22 protein-coding genes are annotated in these 20851 nt (G+C 71.2%); 9 read left to right on the top strand and 13 right to left on the bottom strand.

Annotated elements, in window-relative coordinates; translation table 11 throughout:
* Positions 1 to 27 precede the first annotated feature (27 nt).
* Genes FCN18_RS05975 through FCN18_RS05965 form a run of 3 tightly spaced genes read right to left on the bottom strand, consistent with a single transcriptional unit; the run spans position 28 to position 3228 of the window.
* Positions 28 to 1299, bottom strand: coding sequence for an MFS transporter (locus tag FCN18_RS05975; protein WP_112270000.1), 1272 nt, complete (start codon positions 1297 to 1299; stop codon positions 28 to 30).
* Between the two features lie 20 nt (positions 1300 to 1319).
* Complete coding sequence (locus FCN18_RS05970) at positions 1320 to 2294, bottom strand: alpha-ketoacid dehydrogenase subunit beta (protein WP_113644245.1); 975 nt, start codon at positions 2292 to 2294, stop codon at positions 1320 to 1322.
* Positions 2287 to 3228: a thiamine pyrophosphate-dependent dehydrogenase E1 component subunit alpha gene (locus FCN18_RS05965; protein ID WP_112269996.1), complete on the bottom strand. Its 942-nt coding sequence runs from the start codon at positions 3226 to 3228 to the stop codon at positions 2287 to 2289. Before FCN18_RS05965 ends, FCN18_RS05970 begins: the two co-directional genes overlap by 8 nt.
* Positions 3229 to 3335: 107 nt before the next feature.
* On the opposite strand from FCN18_RS05965, the gene FCN18_RS05960 reads away from it, so the two are divergent.
* Genes FCN18_RS05960 through FCN18_RS05945 form a run of 4 tightly spaced genes read left to right on the top strand, consistent with a single transcriptional unit; the run spans position 3336 to position 7035 of the window.
* Positions 3336 to 4664: a class-II fumarase/aspartase family protein gene (locus tag FCN18_RS05960; protein WP_199543284.1), complete on the top strand. Its 1329-nt coding sequence runs from the start codon at positions 3336 to 3338 to the stop codon at positions 4662 to 4664.
* 12 nt (positions 4665 to 4676) lie between these two features.
* A complete protein-coding gene (locus tag FCN18_RS05955) occupies positions 4677 to 5456 on the top strand; it encodes an SDR family NAD(P)-dependent oxidoreductase (protein ID WP_112269994.1) in 780 nt (259 codons plus the stop codon).
* A gap of 8 nt (positions 5457 to 5464) precedes the next feature.
* On the top strand, positions 5465 to 5950 hold the full coding sequence (locus FCN18_RS05950) for a VOC family protein (RefSeq protein WP_113644246.1): 486 nt from the start codon (positions 5465 to 5467) through the stop codon (positions 5948 to 5950).
* 50 nt (positions 5951 to 6000) lie between these two features.
* A complete protein-coding gene (locus FCN18_RS05945) occupies positions 6001 to 7035 on the top strand; it encodes a LacI family DNA-binding transcriptional regulator (protein WP_112269990.1) in 1035 nt (344 codons plus the stop codon).
* A 7-nt stretch (positions 7036 to 7042) separates the two neighbouring features.
* Here the strand turns inward: FCN18_RS05945 and FCN18_RS05940 are convergent, their stop codons facing one another.
* Positions 7043 to 7645, bottom strand: coding sequence for a TetR/AcrR family transcriptional regulator (locus FCN18_RS05940; protein WP_137093710.1), 603 nt, complete (start codon positions 7643 to 7645; stop codon positions 7043 to 7045).
* Positions 7646 to 7738: 93 nt separating this feature from the next.
* Here FCN18_RS05940 and FCN18_RS05935 point away from each other — a divergent pair, with 93 nt between their 5' ends.
* Positions 7739 to 8137, top strand: coding sequence for a DUF4345 domain-containing protein (locus FCN18_RS05935; protein WP_137093708.1), 399 nt, complete (start codon positions 7739 to 7741; stop codon positions 8135 to 8137).
* A gap of 437 nt (positions 8138 to 8574) precedes the next feature.
* Here FCN18_RS05935 and FCN18_RS05930 read toward each other — a convergent pair whose 3' ends face one another.
* Positions 8575 to 8982: a VOC family protein gene (locus tag FCN18_RS05930; RefSeq protein ID WP_228713679.1), complete on the bottom strand. Its 408-nt coding sequence runs from the start codon at positions 8980 to 8982 to the stop codon at positions 8575 to 8577.
* 9 nt (positions 8983 to 8991) lie between these two features.
* The gene (locus FCN18_RS05925) at positions 8992 to 9360 is read right to left on the bottom strand and encodes a winged helix-turn-helix transcriptional regulator (protein ID WP_112269981.1); all 369 of its coding nucleotides are present in this window, start codon (positions 9358 to 9360) and stop codon (positions 8992 to 8994) included.
* A 90-nt stretch (positions 9361 to 9450) separates the two neighbouring features.
* Here FCN18_RS05925 and FCN18_RS05920 point away from each other — a divergent pair, with 90 nt between their 5' ends.
* Positions 9451 to 10089, top strand: a complete 639-nt coding sequence (locus FCN18_RS05920) for an NAD(P)-dependent oxidoreductase (RefSeq protein ID WP_137093706.1) — start codon at positions 9451 to 9453, stop codon at positions 10087 to 10089.
* Positions 10090 to 10091: 2 nt separating this feature from the next.
* Here FCN18_RS05920 and FCN18_RS05915 read toward each other — a convergent pair whose 3' ends face one another.
* The 5 genes from FCN18_RS05915 to FCN18_RS05895 form a co-directional block, all read right to left on the bottom strand.
* Positions 10092 to 11063: an SMP-30/gluconolactonase/LRE family protein gene (locus tag FCN18_RS05915; protein WP_137093704.1), complete on the bottom strand. Its 972-nt coding sequence runs from the start codon at positions 11061 to 11063 to the stop codon at positions 10092 to 10094.
* Positions 11064 to 11234: 171 nt separating this feature from the next.
* Positions 11235 to 11762, bottom strand: a complete 528-nt coding sequence (locus tag FCN18_RS40675) for a hypothetical protein (RefSeq protein ID WP_323808345.1) — start codon at positions 11760 to 11762, stop codon at positions 11235 to 11237.
* Between the two features lie 72 nt (positions 11763 to 11834).
* Positions 11835 to 12413, bottom strand: coding sequence for a dihydrofolate reductase family protein (locus tag FCN18_RS05905; protein WP_112269974.1), 579 nt, complete (start codon positions 12411 to 12413; stop codon positions 11835 to 11837).
* A 120-nt stretch (positions 12414 to 12533) separates the two neighbouring features.
* Positions 12534 to 13652 carry a serine hydrolase domain-containing protein gene (locus FCN18_RS05900; RefSeq protein WP_112269972.1) on the bottom strand — a complete coding sequence of 373 codons (1119 nt, stop codon included), beginning with the start codon at positions 13650 to 13652 and terminating at the stop codon, positions 12534 to 12536.
* Positions 13653 to 13784: 132 nt separating this feature from the next.
* On the bottom strand, positions 13785 to 14438 hold the full coding sequence (locus FCN18_RS05895) for a maleylpyruvate isomerase N-terminal domain-containing protein (RefSeq protein WP_137093702.1): 654 nt from the start codon (positions 14436 to 14438) through the stop codon (positions 13785 to 13787).
* Positions 14439 to 14948: 510 nt separating this feature from the next.
* Between FCN18_RS05895 and FCN18_RS05890 the strand changes: the two genes are divergently transcribed.
* Positions 14949 to 16658, top strand: coding sequence for an FAD-dependent oxidoreductase (locus tag FCN18_RS05890; protein WP_112269968.1), 1710 nt, complete (start codon positions 14949 to 14951; stop codon positions 16656 to 16658).
* A gap of 80 nt (positions 16659 to 16738) precedes the next feature.
* The gene (locus tag FCN18_RS05885; protein WP_228713677.1) at positions 16739 to 17503 is read left to right on the top strand and encodes a hypothetical protein; all 765 of its coding nucleotides are present in this window, start codon (positions 16739 to 16741) and stop codon (positions 17501 to 17503) included.
* Positions 17504 to 17516: 13 nt separating this feature from the next.
* Here FCN18_RS05885 and FCN18_RS05875 read toward each other — a convergent pair whose 3' ends face one another.
* Together FCN18_RS05875 and FCN18_RS05870 are read right to left on the bottom strand one after the other, a co-directional pair.
* The gene (locus tag FCN18_RS05875; RefSeq protein ID WP_199543287.1) at positions 17517 to 18716 is read right to left on the bottom strand and encodes a CaiB/BaiF CoA transferase family protein; all 1200 of its coding nucleotides are present in this window, start codon (positions 18714 to 18716) and stop codon (positions 17517 to 17519) included.
* 11 nt (positions 18717 to 18727) lie between these two features.
* On the bottom strand, positions 18728 to 19912 hold the full coding sequence (locus tag FCN18_RS05870; protein ID WP_228713675.1) for an acyl-CoA dehydrogenase family protein: 1185 nt from the start codon (positions 19910 to 19912) through the stop codon (positions 18728 to 18730).
* Between the two features lie 119 nt (positions 19913 to 20031).
* Here FCN18_RS05870 and FCN18_RS05865 point away from each other — a divergent pair, with 119 nt between their 5' ends.
* Positions 20032 to 20757, top strand: a complete 726-nt coding sequence (locus FCN18_RS05865) for an IclR family transcriptional regulator (protein WP_112269966.1) — start codon at positions 20032 to 20034, stop codon at positions 20755 to 20757.
* The last annotated feature ends 94 nt before the right edge of the window (positions 20758 to 20851 follow it).

Below are 20851 nucleotides of genomic sequence, written 5' to 3'. Positions count from 1 at the left end.
CCGGACCGGCCCGGCTCCCCGCTCCGCTCACACCGGCACCTCGGCCGGGGTCCGCCCACGCTCCCGCACCAGGATGAGCACCGCCAGTGCGCCGCCGAGCGTCAGCACGCCGGCGAAGACGAACGCCGACGTGTAGCTGCCAGTGGCCTGCACCACCGCACCGGTCACGATCGGCGCGAGTATCCCGGCCAGCGTCGAGCACATCTGGATCACACCGGCGAGCCGCCCGGTGTAGCGGGACGGAACCAATGCCACGACGAGCGCCTGGTACTGGTAGCTGGCGAGCAGGAAGAACGTCGCCACGCACACCAGGACCATGCCCAGCGTCGGCGAGCTCACCAGCGGCGAGGGACCGAAGCAGACCGCTACCGCCACCAGACAGCCCACGATCATCCACTTGCGCGGCGTGACGAAGCTGCCGGTGCGCCGGATCAGCCGGTCGGCCACCAGCCCACCGACGACGAGCCCCGCCGTCGCCGCGACCCACGGGATCGTCCCGATACCACCGAGATCGCCCTTGTCCACGCCGCGCGCGTCGACCAGGTACTGGGGGTACCAGGTCATGAACATGAACAGCACCCAGGAGTAGGCGAAGAACGCGATCGCGAGCGCGACGATGCGCCGGTCCCGCAGCAGCTCCCAGAACCCCGCGGTCTGCCGCGCGGCCGACCGCTCGGCCGCGGACTCGTGGTCAGCCGTGATGAACGCGCGCTCCGCGTCGTCGACCTTCGGGTGGTCGGCGGGCCGGTCCCTCGCCACGAACCACCACACCGCGCACCAGACCACGCCGAAAGAGGCGAGCAGGACGAACGTGGGACGCCAGCCGATCGACGTGCAGGCCCAGATGATCAGCGGGGTCGCGATGATCGGGCCGATCGTCGTACCCGCCTGCGCGAGGTTGAGCATCGTCGAGGTCTGCCTGCGGGGGAACCAGTTGGCCGTCAGCTTGGTGCTGATCGGCGCCTGCGGCCCCTCCCCCGCGCCGAACAACAGCCTCGCGATGATGAATGACACCGCGTTCCAGGCGCTCGCCGTCAGCGGGATGGTCAGCGACCAGAAAAGCATGCACACCGTGTACGCGCGCCGGACCCCGATCCGGTCCACCATCAGCCCGCCCACGAGCGCGAAGGGCGAGTACGTCCAGAAGAACGCGCTCAGGATCACGCCCCAGACAGCGGGCGAGAAGTCGAACTCCGCGAGGATGAAGGGCGCGGCCACCGACAGCGCCACCCGGTCCCCATAGTTGATCAGGCAGGCCAGGAAGTTCATCGCGAACACCCGGTAGCGGATCTTGGTCATCGTTGACTCTCCGTCGGTCCTCAGGCGCGGGTGAACTTCCGCAGCTCGGTCAGGATCTGCTCGGTGTCCGGGATCAGCGCACCGGCCAGTGCGGTCGCCGCCGGAATGCGGGTGTCCGCCGCGCCGAGGCGCAGCGGCCTGCCGGACAGCACACCGGCCTCCAGCGCACGCACCACGACCTCGCCGCCGAACCCGCCGGTGACGTTGGCCTCGTGTACCACTGCGAGGCGCCCGCCGGTGGCGGCGACGGACCGGTGCACCGCCTCGTGGTCGAACGGGTTGAGCCACGGCGTCTCCAGCACCGTGACCTCGGTGCCCTCTTCGGCGAGCCGGTCGGCGGCGGCGAGCACGCGGTGCGTCATGGCTCCCCAGGTGACGACCGTGGCCGCCGCGCCGGTACGGCGCATGGTGCTGCCGCCGATCGGCGCGGGCGCGCCGCCGGTGGCCACCTGCTGCTTCTCGCCCAGATAGAGCGTGCGGTTGTCGAACACCACCACCGGGTCGTCGCAGTACACCGCCGAGACCATGGAGTCGTAGGCGTTCTGCGGCGTGGACGGCACGACCACGCGCAGGCCGGGCACGTGCGTGAACAGCGCTTCCAGGTTCTGCGAGTGCTGGGCACAGGCGGCGGGCGAGTTGCCCTGCTGGGTCCGCACAGTCAATGGCGCCGCCAGTCGCCCCTGCGAGACGTAACGGATGTTCGCCGCCTGGTTGACCAGCTGATCGAGCGCGACGAGGAAGAAGTCGGCCCACATGATCTCGACGATCGGCCGCCTGCCCATCATCGCGGCTCCAACGGCGGTGCCGAGAATCGCCGACTCGCTGATCGGCGTGTCGAACACCCGGTCGCCGAAGTCCTTCCAGAGCCTGCGCGTCACCCCGTGCACGCCGCCCGGCTTGGCGACGTCCTCGCCGTAGAGCAGCGTTTCAGGCAGTTCCTCCAGGCACCGGCGCAGCGCCGCGTTGACCGCGCCGGCGTAGTTCAGCTCAGGCATACAGGTGCTCCTTGGCGGTCGCTGGGTCGGCAGGCGGATCGGCCAGCGCGGTCGCCGCTGCCGCGTCGACCTCGTCACGGGCGGCGCGCTCGATCGCCTCCGTGTCCACTCCGGACTCCGCGAGCGCGGCCGTGGCCCGCGCGATGGGCTCGGCGCGACCGTCCTCCTCCAGCTCAGCGCGGGTGCGGTACTGCTGCACGTCGCCGATGTAGTGGCCGACAAGTCGCTGCGTGATCAGCTCGACGAACGCGGGGCCCCGGCCGTCCCGCGCCGCGTCGGCGTACCGGGCGACGGTGGAGCGCACGAGGGCCGGGTCGTTTCCGTCGATGCGAGTGGCGGCGATGCCCAGCGCGGTCGCCCTGTCGGTGAGCGCCTCGTTGCGCACCATGTCCCGGATGGGCGTCAGCTCGGAGTACCGATTGTTCTCGCACAGGAACAGCACGGGCAGGTCGAACGCGGCCGCGAAGTTCATCGCCTCCGCCACCGCGCCCTGGTTCATCGCGCCGTCACCGAACACCGTCATGGCGATCCGGCCGCTGCCGTCGTGCCTGCCGGCCAGCGCGGCGCCGACCGCGTGCGAGACGCCACCGCCGACGATGGAGTTCTCACCGTGGAAGCCATGGTCGGCCGCGCTGAAGTAGGCCGAGCCGCCACGCCCGCCGTTGACCCCGGTCGCCCTGCCGAGCAGCTCGGCGAACAGCGGCCGCAGCGGGACCCCCCGCGCGATGGCCCAGCCGTGGCCACGATAGGTCGCGAACAGTGCGTCCTGCTCGGTCAGCGCGGCGCACGCGCCGACGGGCCCGGCCTCCTGCCCGATGCACAGGTGCACAGAGCCGAGCAGGTCACCGGCTTTGTGCAGTTCCCGCAGCTTCTCCTCGAAGGCACGGATCCGCCACATCGCGAGCAGATCGGCCTCGGGCCCTTCCCGTGTCATCGCCACCTCCGTCCTGTAGAAGTCAAACGATTGATCTCTCGATCATTGCCTTAGTGCGACTGCGACAGTACGGTAAGACAAACGATTGACTAAGACAAGGGAGGACGATGGGCCCGCACCGCTTCGAGATGCTGCTCGGGTTGTACGGCGACGAGAAAATGGCGGCGATCCTGTCGGAGGACGCCATGATCAGCTCGTGGCTGCGGGTCGAAGCCGCTCTGGCCACCGCGCAAGGCGAGCTCGGCCAGCTCGATCCGGCCGATGCCAACGCCATCGCTGCCGCCTCGACGCCGGCGAACATCGACCGTTCGCGACTGTGGAAGGAAACCCGCACCGTCGGTTACCCGATCCTGTCGCTGATCCGGCAGATCGACGCCGCGCTTCCGGAGGAGCGCCGCGGGCGGGTCCACTACGGAGCGACGACACAGGACATCATGGACTCCGGCCTTGCCCTGCAGCTGACGGACGCCGCGGACCGGCTGGACGAGCTGCTCACCCGGCTCGGCGACGCACTGGCCGAGCTGGCCCGCGAGCACGTGTCGACGGTGATCGCCGGCCGCACTCACGCGCTGCAGGCCGTGCCCACCACGTTCGGCGCCAAGCTCGCCACCTACCTCGCCGAGCTGGCCCGCCACCGCGACCGGCTGGCAACGGCACGGGAGCGGCTCGGTGTCGTCTCCCTGTTCGGTGCGGGCGGCACCTCCGCCGCCTACGGCGCGACCGCCCCCGCACTGCGGGCGCGCGTGGCCGAGCTGCTCGGCCTGCGCACCACCGACGTCCCGTGGCACGTCGCCAGGGACGGGCTCGCCGAGTTCGGGCTGGCCTGCTCGCTGTTCACAGCCACCTGCGCCCGGCTGGCCCGCGAGGTGGTCGACCTCTCCCGTACGGAGATCGCCGAGCTGAGCGAGGCGTCCGGGCATCACCGCGGCGCCTCGTCGACGATGCCGCAGAAGGCCAACCCCATCGAGTCCGAGGCGGTCATCGGCCTCTCGGCCACGGCGGGAGCACTCGCCTCCTCGCTGTTCCGTGCCATGGAGGCCGGGCACGAACGCGCGGCGGGAGAGTGGCAGGCGGAATGGCAGGTGCTCCCCCAGCTCGTGAGCCTGTGCGCCGCCGCGCTGCGCACCTCTTCCTCCATTGTGGAGGGTTTGCAGGTCTTTCCCGAAACCATGCGCGCCAACCTCGACGCGGACGGCGGGCTCGTCCTGGCCGAGGCGTACATGATGCTGCTGGCGCCGCGGCTCGGCCGCGAGCGCGCGCACGACGCCGTCTACGAGGCGGTGGGCCGCTGCCGGGCCAGCGGCGAGTCCCTGGCCGACGCCCTGCGCGACGTGCTGCCGGATGATTTCGAGCCGGTGTCCCCCGAGCGGTACGTCGGGGACCCGCAGCTGACCGTCGACGCGGCACTCGCCCAGTGGCGCGCCGGAAAGCCCTGAAGGAGGAACGAAGTGGGACGTTTCGAAGGCAGGACCGCCATCGTCAGCGGCGCGGCGGGCGGCATCGGCAGAGCCTGCGCGCTGCTACTGGCCGACGAGGGCGCGCACGTGGCGGTGACCGACATCGCCGCCGACGGCGCGAGGCAAACGACCGAGCTGATCACCGCGCGCGGCGGCCGCGCGGCGACCTTCCCCGCGGACATCACGTCCGGCACCGCGGTCCGGGACGTCGTGGCCGCCGCGGAACAGGAGCTGGGCCCGGTGACACTCGCGGTCGCGGCGGCCGGGATCATGCGCAACGGCCCGTTCCTCGAGCTGTCCGAGAACTGCTGGGACACCACGATGGCCGTGAACCTCAAGGGCGTCTTCCTTCTCCTCCAGGAAGCGGCCCGGCGAGCGCGCGCACACGGCGGCGGGGCGCTGACCGCGATCTCCTCCGTGGCGGGCCGGGGCGCCCGGCCGACCTCGGCCGACTACGCGGCCAGCAAGGCGGGAGTAATCAGCCTCGTGCGCTCGGCGGCGCAAGCACTGGCCGCCGACCAGGTCAGGGTGAACGCCGTCTGCCCGGGTGTGGTCGACACCGAGATGACGCAGGCGATCCACCGGGAGCGCGCCGTTCTCGAGGGCATCACCCCCGAGGAGTCCTACGCCCGGATGGTGGCCCGGATCCCGCTGGGCCGCACCGTTTCCGCGGTGGAGGTCGCCGAGACGGTGGCGTTCCTGCTCTCCCCTGCCGCGTCGTACATCACCGCACAGGCGGTCAACGTCTGTGGCGGACTGGAAATGGATTGAGGAGCGACATGCTGCACGGTGTCTGGCACTTCAGCTTCACAGTGTCCGATCTGGACGTTTCGGTGGCGTTCTACCGCGACCGGCTGGGTTTCGAGCTGGTGCACACGCAGGAACAACGCAACGCCTACACCAGCGCGCTGGTCGGCTATCCCGACGCGCACCTGCGCGTGGCGCAGCTCGCGGTGCCGGGCCAGCCGCGGAACCTCTCGAGCCACGACCTCGAACTCGTCCAGTACCTGAACCCGGTGGGCAGGCGACTCGGCATCGAAATCCGCGACCCGGGCGCCGCGCATCTCGCGCTGACCGTCGACGACATCCACGAACGGTACGCCGAGCTTTCCGCGGCGGGGGTGAAGTTCTACTCACCGCCCAACGCGATCACCGCCGGTGTCAACGAGGGCGGTTTCACCTGCTACTTCGAGGACCCCGACGGCGCCGTGCTGGAAATGGTGCAGCCTCCGGCACACCGCATGACCCGGCCGGGCCCGACGTGACGGCTAGACTCCGGGCCAGGTCGTAGTCACAGCGCGAAGGCGAGGACGTGATGCCGGGCAGGCCCAAGCAGGCACACAGCGGCAAGGTCACGCTCGCGGACGTGGCGACGGTCGCGGGCGTCGACCGCTCGGTGGTGTCCAGGGTCATCAACGACGACCCGAGGCTGAGTGTGCGGCAGGAGACCCGGCAGCGCGTGCTGGACACCATCGAGCGGCTGGGCTACCGGCCCAACGCGGCAGCTCGCAGCCTGCGCACCGCGCGGGCCTACATGTTCGGGCTCTTCATCCCGGACTTCGCCAACCCGGTGTACGCCGAGATCATCAAGGGGGCGGAGCAGGCCGCGAACCAGCTGGGCTACGGGCTCATGACCGCGAGCTCCGGCGGCGTCCGGCTGGGGCTCCAGCACTATCTCGACCTGCTCGGCCAGAGCCGCGTCGACGGGTTGCTGTTCGCGGGCGAGGAATCCGGGCACGAGCTGGAGCGGCTGCGTTCGGCGTCGGTGCCCTGGCTGCTGGTCAACCGCCGTATCGAGGGCTCGCGGCGATATGTGGTGCTGGACGACGAGCGCGGCAGCGGACTGGCCGTGGAGCACCTCGCGGCGCTCGGTCACCGCCGGATCGCGCACCTGGCGGGGCCGGAGACCGCGGACACCGCCCGCCGCAGGCGAGCCGGTTACACCGCGGCGATGGCGGCCGCCGGGCTGCGCACCGGCACCCGCTACACGGCGCACGCCGACTACACCCCGGAGGGCGGGGCGGCGGCGATGCGGGAACTCCTCGCGGTCCGGCCCCGCCCCACTGCGGTGTTCGTCGCGAACGTCGCCTCCGCCGTCGGCGCGCTCCGCACCCTGCACGAAGCGGGACTCTCGGTGCCCGGCGACATGTCCGTCATCGCCATGCACGACATGTCGCTCGCCGGCCACCTCGTCCCCGCGCTCACCACCGTGCGGATGCCACTGGAGGGTCTCGGCAGGCGGTCGCTCGAACTGCTCGCCACCACGCACCCGCAGGACGACATCACCGAGGTCGTCGCCGAGCCCGTCGAGGTGGTCGTTCGCGCCTCGACCGGCCCGCCCACCCCGTGAGCCCGTCCTAGCCAGGGCGCTCGAGCCGGTCGACATCGACGACGGCGCCGAGCGCGCCGAGCAAGGCACCGACGCACATGTCGCGCAGCTGCGCGCGCGAGAACGCCTCGGTGGTCAGCCACTCGACGCACAGCGCGCGCACGAACACCAGCCAGCTCATCAGCGCCGAGGAGACCAGCTCCCGGTCCCGGTCCTCGAACGCGGTCACGTCGAGCAGCCTGCCGCGCAGCACGTCGAGCTCGCCCTCGATGACGGCCTGGATCACGGGGTCCCCCGCGAGCACGCGGTTGGCCGCGAGCACGGTGTTGCGGTTCGCGACGAAGTAGTCGAAGTGCGCGTCGAGGCCGGCCGCCAGCTGCGCCGACAACGGCAACCCTGGCTCGAGCCTCGTCTGTGCCAGGAGCCGGTCCGCGGCGCGCTGGTACACGGCGGCGAACAGGTCCCGCTTGTTCGGGAAGTACCGGTACAGCAGGGCTCTTGAGACGCCTGCCTCCTCGGCGACGTGCTCCATCAGCACGTCCGCGTACGGCCTGGCCGCGAACAGCCGGGCGCCCACGTCGAGGAGCCGCCTGCGGCGTTCGGCGGGGAGGAGCCTGCTGCGAGTGGTCATCTCACCACGCTACTTGACACGTGTCTACCAGCGGCAGTAGCTTCGAATGCACTAGTAGACGCGTGTCTACTAGTGCGCAAGGGGGTGCTCGACATGGCGAGGCTGCTGAGATCGCTCGCGCTGCTCATGGGGATCGTCTGCGCGGCCATCGGCGTGTTCCACTTCGCGCTGGGCATCGACTCGGTGCCGGGCGAGGGCTCGGCAGGGGCGACCGTCGACAGCCGCGAACGGTTCTACGGCGCGCTGTTCCTGGGCTACGGCCTGCTCTGGGTGTGGGCGGCACGGCGGTCACCGATCTCCGCGACCGGGGTGCGGTGGCTGTCCGGGATCTTCCTGCTCGGCGGTGCGGGCAGGCTGCTCTCGCTGGCGATCCATGGCCCGCCACAGTGGTTCCAGGTGGTGCTGACCGGCATCGAGGTCGTGCTGCCGTTCGTGTTCTTCTGGCTGGCGAGCGCCGACGAACGGGCCAACCGGAGCGTGGCGAGCGCGTGAGGTCCGCGGCCAGGAGGCCTACACCTCGAGCTCGACGATCCGGAAGTACCTGTGGCCGTTGGAGTCGCACGCGACGACCGGGACCCGGCCGTCCTGGACGGGTTCGAACGTGGCGGTGATCCGGCCCGGCCTGGTTGCCCCCGGCTTCCCTCACCGTGCGCCGGCCCTCGGCGGTGTGCACCTGGATGTCGAAGTCACGCAGGCCCATCACGGCTGCACGACGCTGCGAGTCCTGCCAGTGGAGCTCGAGGCGCCCCAGCGCGGTGCGCGTCGCCGGCCCGACGCCGTAGGCGGCAGCGGCACGCAGACACTCGCGTGCTCGCGGGGAGGCACGGTCATGATCGAAATCCGGGCCCGACGCCGGGTGAACGACGCGCTCCTCCGCGGGCGACGCGCCACGTGCCAATCGGTGAACGTCCGCGGCGGTTGACCGGCCGTCATCGTCCGTACGCGGACTCCAGCAGCTCCGGGGGTGGCGCGAGGGTGGTGATGCAGAACGGGTGCCCGGCCGGATCCAGCAACACCCGCCAGCGCGGATCGGGCTGAGGTTCGGCCCTCGTCGCGCCAAGCGAGAGAGCCCGTTGCTCGGGCTCGGCGAGCTTCTCCCCCGCGCTCAGATCCAGATGCACGATCGAGGTCCCCGGCCAGACCGGCGGCTGGTAGTCCGGCACCCGTTGGAGCACCAGCAGCAGTCCCGGCACCTGCACGGCCGCGCTGCGCTCCTCGCTCCACAGCAACCGGCCGCCGAGCAGACCGACGTAGAACGCGGCCAGCTCATCGGAATCGGCGCAGTCCAGTGACACGCCGACGAAACGCAGCTGATCGGACGGTGAGGACTCCGGCACGGCGCCAGCCTACGGGTGCCGCTCCCGCGCATCGAGGATCTGGTCCCAGTTCTCCGCGGCCCACGCGCATGCGGTCGCCAGCGGCTCCAGCATGCCGCGCCCCAAGGGCGTCAGCGCGTACTCGACGTGCGGCGCCGGGCCGGACCGCACCGTGCGCGAGATGAGCCCGCGGCGCTCCAGGCCGCGCAGCGACTGGGTCAGCACCTTCGGGGTGACGCGGTGCAGCGGCACGCGCAGCTCGGAGAACCGGCGCGGGCCGTCCTCCAGGCACCGCAGCACCAGAGCCGACCACTTGTTGTCACCGAAGCGGAACGGCACCAGCCCGGACGGGCAGACCTCATCGAACATGTCGCGGGGAAGCGGCCGCCGGTCGCTCATCGGTGCTCTCCTGCCTGTCTCGGTATCCAGGTGGTAACCGCCCCGCTGGATACCTTCCAGAGCACCGACTCGACGGGAGGTATTCCGGGGATGAGCAAGATCGTCGTTTTCGGCGCGGGTGGCCGCGCGGGCAGGTCGGCCGTGGCCGAGGCACGCCGACGTGGACACGACGTCACCGCGGTGGTGCGCGACCCCGTGCGGCACGGCGGCCTGGCGGCCGAGGGCGTGCGGATCGCGGCCGGTGACGTCACCGACGTGGCGACCGTGGCCGCTCTCGCGGCCGGATACGACGCCGCGATCCACGCGGCCGCCGTGTACGGCGAGGGCACCGATCCGGACGCATTCTTCCCCGGCGCCGCACGGGCGCTCGTCAAGGGGCTGCCCCGGGCCGGAGTGGACAGACTCGTCGCGATCGGACTGTCCGTGCTGCTGCCCGGCGCCGACGGGACCCGCGTGGTGGACGCGCCCGGCTTCCCCGCCGAGTTCCGAGCCTTCTGCCTGGCCCACGAAGCCGGTTTCGCGGTCGTCCGCGACGAGGGCGACGCGCTGGACTGGGTCTACGTCACCCCGGCGGGCGACTTCGGCCACGAGGGCGAGCCCACGGGCAGGTACGAGGTACGCGCCCACGGCGAGCCCGAGGCCCGAATCTCCTACGCCGACTTCGCATTGAGCCTGCTCGACGAGGCCGGGACCCCACGGCACCACCGGAGCCACCTGATCGTGACGTGACCCTACGGGAGCGGGCGTCCCGGTACGCCGACGTCGAGGGTCAGCACACCCGGGGTCGGGGTCGGCGAGAACAGCGAGAAGTTGGCGATGTAGAGCGTCCGCTGGTCGCCGCGCGCCGTTCCGAACGCCGCCGTGCTCGGCTGGTTCAGCCCGTCGGCGGCCGTCGCGAGGGTCTCGATCGCGCCGTCGGCGCCCACCCGCAGGACGAGGTTCTGCGCGGTGACGACGTAGATCGCGCCGTGGACGTCGAGCGCGATGCCGTCGGCGCCGACCAGCTGCGGCGACCGGGCGAGGACCTGCGGAGTGCCCGCGCTGCCGTCCGGCCGCACCGGAATCCGCACCAGCAGGCCCTGCTCGGTGTTGGCGACGATCACCTGGCTCCCGACGACGGCGATGCCGTTGGCTCCGATGGGAAAGCCGAACCCGCCGGCGCCCGTGCCGTCGAGCAACGGGTGGTCCGCCCACAGCTGCGCCCGCCCGTGCTTCGGGATCCGCCACACCGAACCGCCGACGGAGTCGGTCGCGTAGAGGTTGCCGCGCCTGTCGAACCTCAGGTCGTTGGGGAAGATCATGGCCCCGGTCCCCGGAATCCGTGTGACGGTGCCGTCCTCGGTGACCCGGTAGACGCCGCGGACCGAGGGGTCGGTCTGTGCCGTCTGCAGGTTCACGGCCGGGTGGGCGGCGTGGACGGCGCCGTGCGGCTGGACCGCGAGCCCGGCGGGCCCGGCCCCGCCCGCGGGGAACTGGGCCACCACGGACTGCGTACCGTCCGGTTCGATCCTGCGGATCTCGTTGCGTGGAAGCAGACTCACGTACAGGTCGCCGGTCTTGCCGAATGCGACACCTTCCGGGAACTCCCCGGCCGCCGGATCGAAGGTGACGAACGTCCGCACGTCGCCGTCCGCCGCCGCAATGGTTCCGGGCAGGACGAGCGCGGTGACGATGGCCGCCACGAGCAACCGCCCGACACGCATGTCGCCCACCTCCTGTCTGCTCGCGCTGGAAACCGTTCAGGGCCGGGGCATAACGGAGAAGTCCGCCCGGCGCGGGTGAGCGTTACAACGGGAGAGGGGACGTTTTTCACCTGCCGACGACGCTCGCGCCCACCTGCGGTCGGCGGCTCGTCCGTCGTCAGAAGGGCCTGGTCACCCCCGGCCTCCCGGACGGAGCACGCCCCCGAGCGAGACGACGGCGATCCCGGCGACCGGCACCACGAGCAGGCCGAGGCGCAGGCCCGCGGCGTCGGCGACGAGTCCGGCCAGCGGCGGAGACAGCAGGAAACCCAAGCGCATCAACCAGGACACGACCGGCTCGCGCAGAAGCTCATCCATGCCGGAGAAGTGACAGATCATGGAACCGTGCGGGAGGTCGGCGGCGGCGTTCACGCGGTTCGCCCTCGGCGTGAGCGACCGGTGCGAACAACGCCTGGCCACCGCCGACGACCTCACCTCGGCTCGCCGGGCCGTGGTGGAGATCATCACGCGCGACGTCTTCGCCGACCAGCGCGGCCTCGTGCTGACCCACGAGCTGTACGTCCTCGCCGCCGGCGACCCGGCGTACCGGGAGATCGCCAACGCCTGGATGGCCCGCAGCAGGCAGGCGCTCCAGCGGCAATTCGACCCGCTCACCGCGCGCCGATGCGAGCTCGCGCTCCCGTTGTCGTTCTCCCGCATGGAGCCTCCGCACGAAGGTGGTGACGGCGCGGTCGGGGTACGTCGCGGCCAGCACGGGTGCTATCGCCGCGCTCAGGCTTCGGTCTTGACCACACGGAACCGCAGGTGGGTGGCGCGCGGGGTGACGACGGCGTCGGCGCGTTCCAGCGTGATCGCCGAACCGAGGGAGCCGAACAGCGGGGTTCCTGCGCCGAGCAGCAGCGGGACCACGTGGACGAAGATCTCGTCGACCAGGCCGAGCGGAAGGGCCTGCTGCATCACGGTCGCGCCGTGCAGGCCGACGACCTTGTCCCCGGCTGCTTCCTTGGCCAGCTCGATCGCCTTGGCCACGCCGTCGGTGACGAACGTGTACGCCGACGGATACCGCTCGGTCGGCTCGTGATGAGTGACCACGAAGACCGGGACGCCCCGCATCGGGCCGTTCTCGCCCCACATGTCCACGCACTTGTCGAACGACGTGCGGCCCATGATCACCGCACCGGTGCTGTCCATACCTTCCCGCATGAGGGCGCGGTCGGCCTCGGTGGGGTCGTCGAAGATCCAGTCGTGCAGCGTGTCGGCGCCGTCGCCGAACGGGTTCTCGCGGCTGTCGTTGGGGCCGGTGACGTAGCCGTCGAGCGAGATCGACATGTCGGAGATCACGAGGGCCATGGGAGGTTCCTTTCCGCGTGTTTCGGTGTCTTTCACCGACGCGTCGAACACCTCCCCCGCCGATCGACACACCCGGCGAAGAAAAGCCGAAGGGCCGGACAGGCCGGCCCTTCGGCGCGGTCAGTCGCAGAGAGCGGCGTCGAGGACCTCGAAGGACTGCACAGCCGCCGGCTGGGCGAAGGTGTTGGTGACGACCGACGCGAAGCGGCCGTCATCGGTGACCGCCGTCGTCGAGGTGTGCCCCGATTCCACACCCCCGTTCTTGGCCCAGAACGTGCCACCGCACGACAACGGCACCTCGTTGAGGCCGAGGCCCATCTCACCGATGCCCCCGTTCTGGGGAACGGTCCTGCGCATCTCCGCCAGCGCGGCGTCCGACACGATCTCACCCTTGAGCAGCGCACGGAAGAACGTGACCGAGTCCTCCAGGGTGGACTGCATCGCGCCTGCCGCGGAGTAGACCGACGGCTCGAACGAGGTGGTCGTGTCCACCCACAGGAAGAACGGCGGGATCCGGCCGCCCTGGTAGCCCGACACGAACGGCGCGGCAAGTGCCCGTTCCCCCGGAGCGGGGAACGAGGTGCCCTCCAGGCCGAGCGGCTCGATGATCCGTTCGGTGACCGCGTCGCCGACGTACTGGCCGGTGATCTCCTCGATCAGCATGCCGAGCACGTGGTAGCCGGCGTTGGAGTAGTCGACCCCCTCACCTGGGGCCCCCAGCGGAGGCTCGTCCATCGTGGCACGGACCAGCTCCGCGAGCTCGTAGGTGCCGTCCGGGTTCGCCTTCGCGCCGACGCCGATCCGCGCCAGCCCACTGGTGTGCTGCAGCAGCTGGCGCACGGTGATCACGTTGCCGTCGTAGTTGCCGCTGACGACGCCCGGCAGGTACCGCTCGATCGGGGTGTCCAGCCCGACCAGCCCCTCGTCGACGAGCTGCAGCACCACGGCGGCCGTGAACGTCTTGGTCTGGCTCCCGTTGCGGAAGTGGTCCGTCGGCGTGATCGGCCGGTTCTGGAAGAGTTTCGCCGTTCCGGACGTCAGCGTCCACGTCTCGTCGCCGTTGCCGGCGTGGACCGCCGCTCCGGGGCCGCCGACCGTCGACCGGTACTGGTTGAGCGCCACCTGGGTCGCCGCGCGCTCGTCCTGTGCCGCCGCCGCGGGCGTGACCGTCGCCGTGGCGGCCAGCGCGACGCCGCCCGCGAGTCCGGCGAGCCATCGGCGGTTGGTTACCGTTGCCACGCGTCATCCTCCTTGGATCCACCGCCCGGCCCCTCGCCGGACATGATCATCACGGTGCGGGTGGCGGCGGGCCAGGGGAAGGTCGCGCGGCGGCCATCGCTGGCCGGCGGCCATGACCAGCGCGAACGGCGCTCAGCCGAGGGCGAGCGGGAGCTTCGCGGCCACGTCGCCCAGTTGCGCGTGCTCCGCGTCGCTCGGGGCCCGCCGCCCCGTACCGACGCGCAGGGCGTCCGTGTCCGGCCACGACCGAGGGAACGCGAACCCGGCGATCTTCTCCAGCAGCTCGCGGGAGCGGGCGAGGCCCTCGGCGGGCGGCCCGGCCGCGTCCGGCAGGTGCGCGATCAGATCGAGGTGGTGCAGCGTCCACTCCAGGACGTACGCGGCGAGGTAGTCGCCCGCGGTGAGGACCTCGTCGCGCGTGCCGACCCGCAGCTCCGGGTCGGCGAGCTCCACCGCCCGCCCGGCCGCGGAGCCGACGTCGTCGAGGTGGAACTTGAGCAACCACGGCTCCTCGTACGCGGCGGCGAGGCGCACGATCAGCGCGTCGAGCGGGTCCGTGCCGGTCGGCGGTTCGACGACGTTCCAATAGGTCACCGCGTCCCGCGTCGGCTCCGAATCCACGGGGGGCGCGAGGGTGATCAGGACGTCCTGGGCGTCGATGACGAGGTGGCACACCAGGTCGCGCACAAGCCAGCCGGTGCAGCCGGAGGGCCGGGCGAAGTCCTCGTCGGCGAGTCCCGCCACCGCGCTGCGCAGTGCCGCCCACGAGCGCGAGAAGAGATCCACGGCCGCAAGGTAACAGCGCCCTTCCGGGTCGGCGACCGGTTTCCCGGCGGCCGCGTGTGCCAGCGGAGCTCCGAGCTCCCTGGCGCGGCGGCCGGAGGACAGCCCACAACGGCGAGCCCGTGCTCTCACGCCGACGAGCGCCGACGAGCGCGGCCCCGCCTGACCGGCCGGGAGCGACCAGGCCCCGATCCCCTTGGCAGGGAACGCCTTCCAGCTGGCCGGACCCGAGGAGCCGGTCGGCGTCCCCAGCGTCTCGCGGACCGGCCCGCGACCTGACGCAGGCGGTCCATTGGATCCGGCCCCACAAAGTCGAGCCGTATAGGTCGTTATACGTACGGCGTGAAAGACACCGTCCTCCCGCCGGCGTGCCACCGCCGACCTGATCTGCCCAGGCGTGCAGGCACCCCACTGGAAACGCCCCCGCACGCGCCCCTGGTCGCTGTGCCTCGGAGCAAGATCCTTGTAAAACGGGAACTCTGTGTTGTGGTGCGGCGGCGTTAGAGTCGGGGCATGTCTGGCGCTACGCTCGTCGTCGTCGACGAGAACGCTGAGGTGCTGCGCGACGTCGAGCGGGAGTTGCGAGAGCGCTACGCGCGCCATTACCGCGTCGTCAGCGTGGCTTCGTCGCACGAGGCGAAAGGGTGTCTCGACGAGCTCGCCGCGGACGGCGAGGAGGTCGCCCTGGTCCTTTCCGGACAGTGGTTGTCGGGGATGACAGGAAGCGAGTTGCTCGCTCACGTCCGCCGTCTCCATCCACACGCGAAGCGCGGTCTGCTGATCGAATGGGGGCAGTGGGGAGACCGGGAGACGGGCGAAGCGATCTTCGACGGGATAGCGCGGGGCCGGATCGACCACTACCTGCTCCGGCCGATGGCGTCCCCCGACGAGGTCTTCCACCAGGCGGTGTCGGGCCTGCTGCTCGAGTGGTCGGAGGCGCGCCGGAGCTCGCCCTACACGATCCACGTGGTCGGCGAGTCCTGGTCGGGCCGGGCCTACGAACTGCGCCAGGTGCTCGGCCGCTGTGCCATCCCGCACGCGTTCTGCCTCGCCGACTCCAGCGAGGGGCGCGCCCACATCGCCGCCGCGGGGGTGCCCGCCGAGCTGCCGATCGTCGTCTTCCCGAACGGCACGGTGCTCACCAATCCCAGCGACGCCGACATCGCGCTGGCGGCGGGCTCGCCGGTGAACCCGGAACGCACCGAGTTCGACCTCGTGATCGTCGGCGCCGGGCCCGCGGGCCTCTCGGCGGCCATGTACGGCGCGTCGGAAGGGTTCAGCACCCTGGTGGTGGACGAGGGCGGGCTCGGCGGACAGGCGACGTCGAGCTCGCTGATCCGCAACTACCTCGGCTTTCCCCGAGGCGTCAGCGGCCGTCGCCTTGCTCAGCGGGCGTACGACCAGGCGTGGGTCTTCGGGGCGAAGTTCGCGTTCATGCAGAAGGTGACCGGACTGCGGCGCGAACACGGCGAGTTGTCCGTCACCCTCTCCACCGGCGCCCGCGTGCGGTCCCGCGCGGTGCTGCTCGCGACGGGCGCCAGCTACCACCGGCTCGGCGTGCCGGCGCTCGAGGCGCTCAACGGGGCCGGTGTCTTCTACGGCGGCCCGACGTCCGAGGCACCCGCGATGTGCGGCCGGGACGTCTACGTCCTCGGTGGCGGGAACTCGGCAGGGCAGGCCGCGCTGTACCTCGCGCGATACGCACCCAGCGTGACGATCGTGGTCCGAGGCCGGTCGCTGGGCGACGGGATGTCGCACTACCTCGTGCGCGAGGCGGAGGCGACGCCGGGAGTGCGGGTCCGCACGGCGACCGAGATCGTCGGCGGTGGGGGCAACGGCAGGCTGGAGCACCTCGTGTTGCGCGACCGCGTGACCGGCAGCGAGGAGACGGTCGGCGCGGATGGGCTCTTCGTGCTTATCGGCGCGCGCCCGCACACCGGGTGGCTTCCGCCCGAGGTCGGCAGGGACGCGCAGGGGTTCGTGCTCACGGGAGGCGACCTCGGCGAAGGCGCCTGGCCGCTCGAACGCGACCCGTTGCCGCTCGAGACGAGCCTGCCCGGCGTCTTCGCCGCCGGCGACGCCCGGCACGGCTCCGTGAAACGGGTGGCGTCCGCGGTGGGCGAGGGTTCGGTGGCGATCCAGCTTCTGCACCGGATGTTCGCCGCCCACGAGCTGCTCCCGCGCGGTCACGTCCGGGAGCCGGTCGCACCGGCAACGGGGTGACGGAGCACCGAATGCCCGGTCCTCCTGACATCGCCGGATGATCTTCGGTAGCGTCCACTCGCGACGACGAGGGGGGACACGTGACCTACCAGCGGGGCCGGCAGCCACAACCACAGCGGTATCCGTACCCACAGCAGTGGCAGCCGCAGGCGCCGAGGGTCGCGCCCGCCGTGCTCGCCGGGGTGAGCGCGTGGCGCCTGCTGATCGTGGTCTTCGCGTTCACCGGCTTCGGCGCCGTGGTGTCCGATGTGGGCCTCGACGGGGCCATGCCGGGCCTGTCCCAGCAGGCCAGCCTGCTCACCGGGGTGGTCTACCTCGGGCTGCTGGCGTACCCGCTGTTCACCGGCGGGCGCGCGCACGAGCCGCGCTCGCCGTGGCTGCGTGGTGCGCTCGCGGTCCTGCTGCTCCTCGTCGGGGTCACGTTCCTGACACTCATGGGAGGCGACCTCGGCGAGACGTGGTCGCTGTTCGAGCACCTGCTGACGCCGCTGGCCGTGCTCGCCGACTGGCTGTTCGTCGGGCGCAACCAGGCGGCGACCCGGTGGTGGCACCCGCTGACGTGGGTGGCCTTTCCGCTGGCGTACCTGGTGTACTTCGTCGTGGCCGACGTCGGGCTGTACGGCGGTTTCCTCGATCCGGACGACGGCGACTTCGCCCTGACCATCCTCGGCTTCCTGTTCGCCGTCGTCGCGGCGGGCTACCTGCTCTACGGGGCCGCCAAGCTGAAGGCCGCGGCCGCGAGCACTCCGCAGGGACCACCACCCCCGCCATATGCGCAGTACCCTCCGCCGCCGTACCTGCGGTACCCTCCTCCCCCGCCGCCACAGCAGTACCCTCCGCGCTGAGCGCGGCCGGTCGTCAGGTCCCCGGCCCGGGTTCGGCGGGTGCCCTGCCCTCGGCGCGGGCGATGTGGTCGTCCCCGAAACCGAGGTCGCGCAGCACCTCCAGCGTGTCGGCGCCACGGTCTCTCGGCGCGGTCCGGACGCTGCCCGGCGTCCGCGTGAGCTTGACGGGAATGCCGATCCCCCGGTAGCCGTCGAGCTCCACGACCATCTCGCGGTGCAGCACCTGCGGGTCGGTCAGCGCCTCGCCGACATCGTGCACGGGCGAGGACGGCACGCCGCGTTCCAGCAGGCGCGCGCCGAGCTCCTCACGGTCGTGCTCCGCCAGCAGCGCGCCGACGATCGCGCTCAGCTCGGCACGGTTGATGACGCGGTCGGCGTTGGCCGCGAAGCGCGGGTCGTCGGCGAGCGCGGGACGGCCGAGTACCTCGACGAGGCTCCGGAACTGGCGGTCGTTGCCGACGCCGAGGAAGATCGGCCCGTTGCGCGTGGCGAAGGTGTCGTACGGCGCGATGGTCGGGTGCGCGGAACCCGTGCGCGCGGGAACCTGCCCACTGGCGAACCAGGTGGCCGAATGCGGGTGGAGCAGGGTCACCGCCGTGTCCAGCAGCGTGCTGTCGATCAGCTGGCCGCGTCCCGACCGCTGCCGCTCGTGCAGCGCCAGCAGGATCCCCGAGAACGACAGGATCCCCGTGACCATGTCCACAATGGGCACGCCGACGCGCGTCGGGGGGCCGTCGGCGGCGCCGTTGACGCTCATCAACCCCGCGTAGGCCTGGAGGATGGCGTCGTACCCCGGCGCCGATCCCCTCGGCCCGTCGACCCCGTACCCCGTGACGCGGCTGTGCACGAGCCTCGGGTAGGCGCGCCGGAGATGGTCGTCGTCGAAGCCCCACCTGGCGAGGGTGCCCGCCTTGAAGTTCTCGACGAGCACGTCGGCCTCCTCGAGCAGACGACCGAGGACGGCCTGCCCCTCGGCCGAGTTGAGATCCAGCACGATGTTGCGCTTGTTCCGGTTGAGCCCGGTGAAGTACGCGCTGGTTCCCTGGCGCACGAACGGCGGGCCCCAGCCACGCGTCTCATCCCCGGCAGGCGGTTCGACCTTGACCACGTCGGCCCCGTGGTCGGCCAGCATCTGCGTGCACAACGGCCCGGCGAGCACCCGGGACAGATCGACGACCCTGATCCCGGCCAGGGCCCCTTCGACGGTCGGCAACGTTCGCTCCCTCAGTACGACTTCGGCAGGCCGAGCACGTGCTGGGACACGTAGTTCAGCACCATCTCCTGGCTGACGGGCGCCAGCCGGAGGATCCGGGACTCCCGGAAGTAGCGTTCGACGTGGTACTCCTTCGCGTAGCCCATGCCGCCGTGCGTCTGCATCGCCTGGTCCGCCGCGGCGAACCCCGCTTCGGCGCACAGGAACTTCGCCATGTTCGCCTCCCGCCCGCACGAGAGGCCGTTGTCGTAGCGCCACGCGGCGTTGCGGGCCATGAGCTCGGCCGCGTCCAGCCGGGTCACCGCCTCGGCGAGCGGGAACGCCACACCCTGGTTCCGGCCGATCGGGCGGTCGAAGACCACGCGCTCGTTCGCGTACCGCACCGCGCGGCGCAGCGCGGCCCTGCCGATGCCGAGCGCCTCGTGCGCCAGCAGGATCCGTTCCGGGTTCAGGCCGTCGAGCAGGTACGTGAAACCCTTGCCCTCCTCGCCGACCAAGGCGGACGCCGGGACCCTCAGCTCGTCGAGCAGGACCTCGTAGGAGGGCACCGCGTTGCGGCCGAGCTTGGGGATCGGCCGCAGCTGTACGGCGTCGGAGTCGAGATCGACGAGGAACAGCGACATCCCGTCGGTGGGCTTGGCGACCTCCGCGCGCGGGGTCGTCCTGGTGATCAGCACCATCTTCTGGGACTGACCGGCCTTCGTGATCCAGACCTTGCGGCCGCTGATGACGTAGTCACCGCCGTCCCGGCGGGCGAAGGTGCTGATGCGCGTGGTGTCGGTGCCCGCGTCGGGTTCGGTGACGCCGAAGCACACGTGGAGGCTGCCGTCCGCCGCATTCGGCAGGACCTCCTCGCGCAGCTGCGCGCTGCCGTGCTTGACAATGGTGTTGAGGCCGAAGATCGTCAGGTGCATCGTGCTGCACCCGTTCATGCCCGCTCCGGACGCGGCGACCTCCTCCAGCAGCAGCGACGCCTCGAGCAGGCCCAGCCCGCCGCCGCCGTACTCCTCGGGGATGGCGATGCCCAGCCAGCCGCCGTCCGCGAACGCCCGGTAGAAGTCCCAGGGGAACTCCCCTCGTTCGTCCCGCCCGGCCCAGTATTCGTCGGGGAACGCGGCGGCGAGGTCGCGAGCGGCCTGCCGCAGCCGCCGCTGGTCGTCGGTCAGCTCGAAATGCACGAGGAGCCTTTCACACACGTCGTTTCTATATACGACCTTGAATTCTTATTTCCGAACATAGGCAGTCCCGCTGGGCGCTGTCAACCGCTGGAGCCGGTTGACTATCGTTCGTAGATACGAACGGACCAGGAGTGGACATGACCGAATCAGTCGCCAAATCCCACCGCACGGTCAGCCGGGTGACCGCCATCCTCGAACTGGCGGCCGACCAGCCCGGCGTCCGCCTCGGCACCCTCGCCTCCGCGCTCGACGCCCCGAAGTCCTCCGTGTTCGGACTGGTGAAGGGCCTCGTGTCGACCGGCTACCTCGTCGAGGACGCCGGCGGCTACCACCTGGGTCCCGCACTGGGCAACCTGCTCACCGCGGAACGCCCCAACCTCGCCGACGCCGCGCGGCCGAGCCTCGAGGAGCTGCGGGACGCGTTCGGCGAGACCGCCATGCTCGGCACCAGCGTGGGCGACTCGGTGGTCTACGTCGCCGCCGCCGAGTCGCGGCAGCTGATCCGCTACTCGGCCCCGTTGCGGGTTCGCCGCCCGCTGTACCCGCCGAGCGCGGGCAAGGTGCTTCTGGCGTCGTGGTCACCCCGCAAGCGGGACGCCTACCTGCACTCGATCATCGACGACCCCGAGCGGTTCGAGCAGGCGAGACAGGAACTCGAACGGGTCCGCGCCGAGGGTGTGGCGACCAACCGCGGGGAGACGCTGCCGGACGTCAGCGCCACCGCGAGGCCCATCGTCGTCCACGGCCGCGCGGTCGCCGCCATGGCCGTCGCCGGACCCACCACCCGCATTTCGGAACGCCTGCCGGAGATCGCGGACGCGCTGGTGGGCGCGACCCAGGCCGTGGCCGCCCGGCTGGCCTGACCGCCGGCTCAGCCTTCCCGCACCCGCAGCCCCACCGTTGACAGTGGGGCAGACCACTCCTTACGGTGGCATATCGGAACAGCCATTCGTATTT

Origin of the sequence: Prauserella endophytica, assembly GCF_005146945.1 — a bacterium.
GTDB lineage: Bacteria > Actinomycetota > Actinomycetes > Mycobacteriales > Pseudonocardiaceae > Prauserella_A > Prauserella_A endophytica.
The sequence above is the reverse complement of the archived record's forward strand: the minus strand, read 5'-3'. Positions and strand labels throughout refer to the sequence as shown.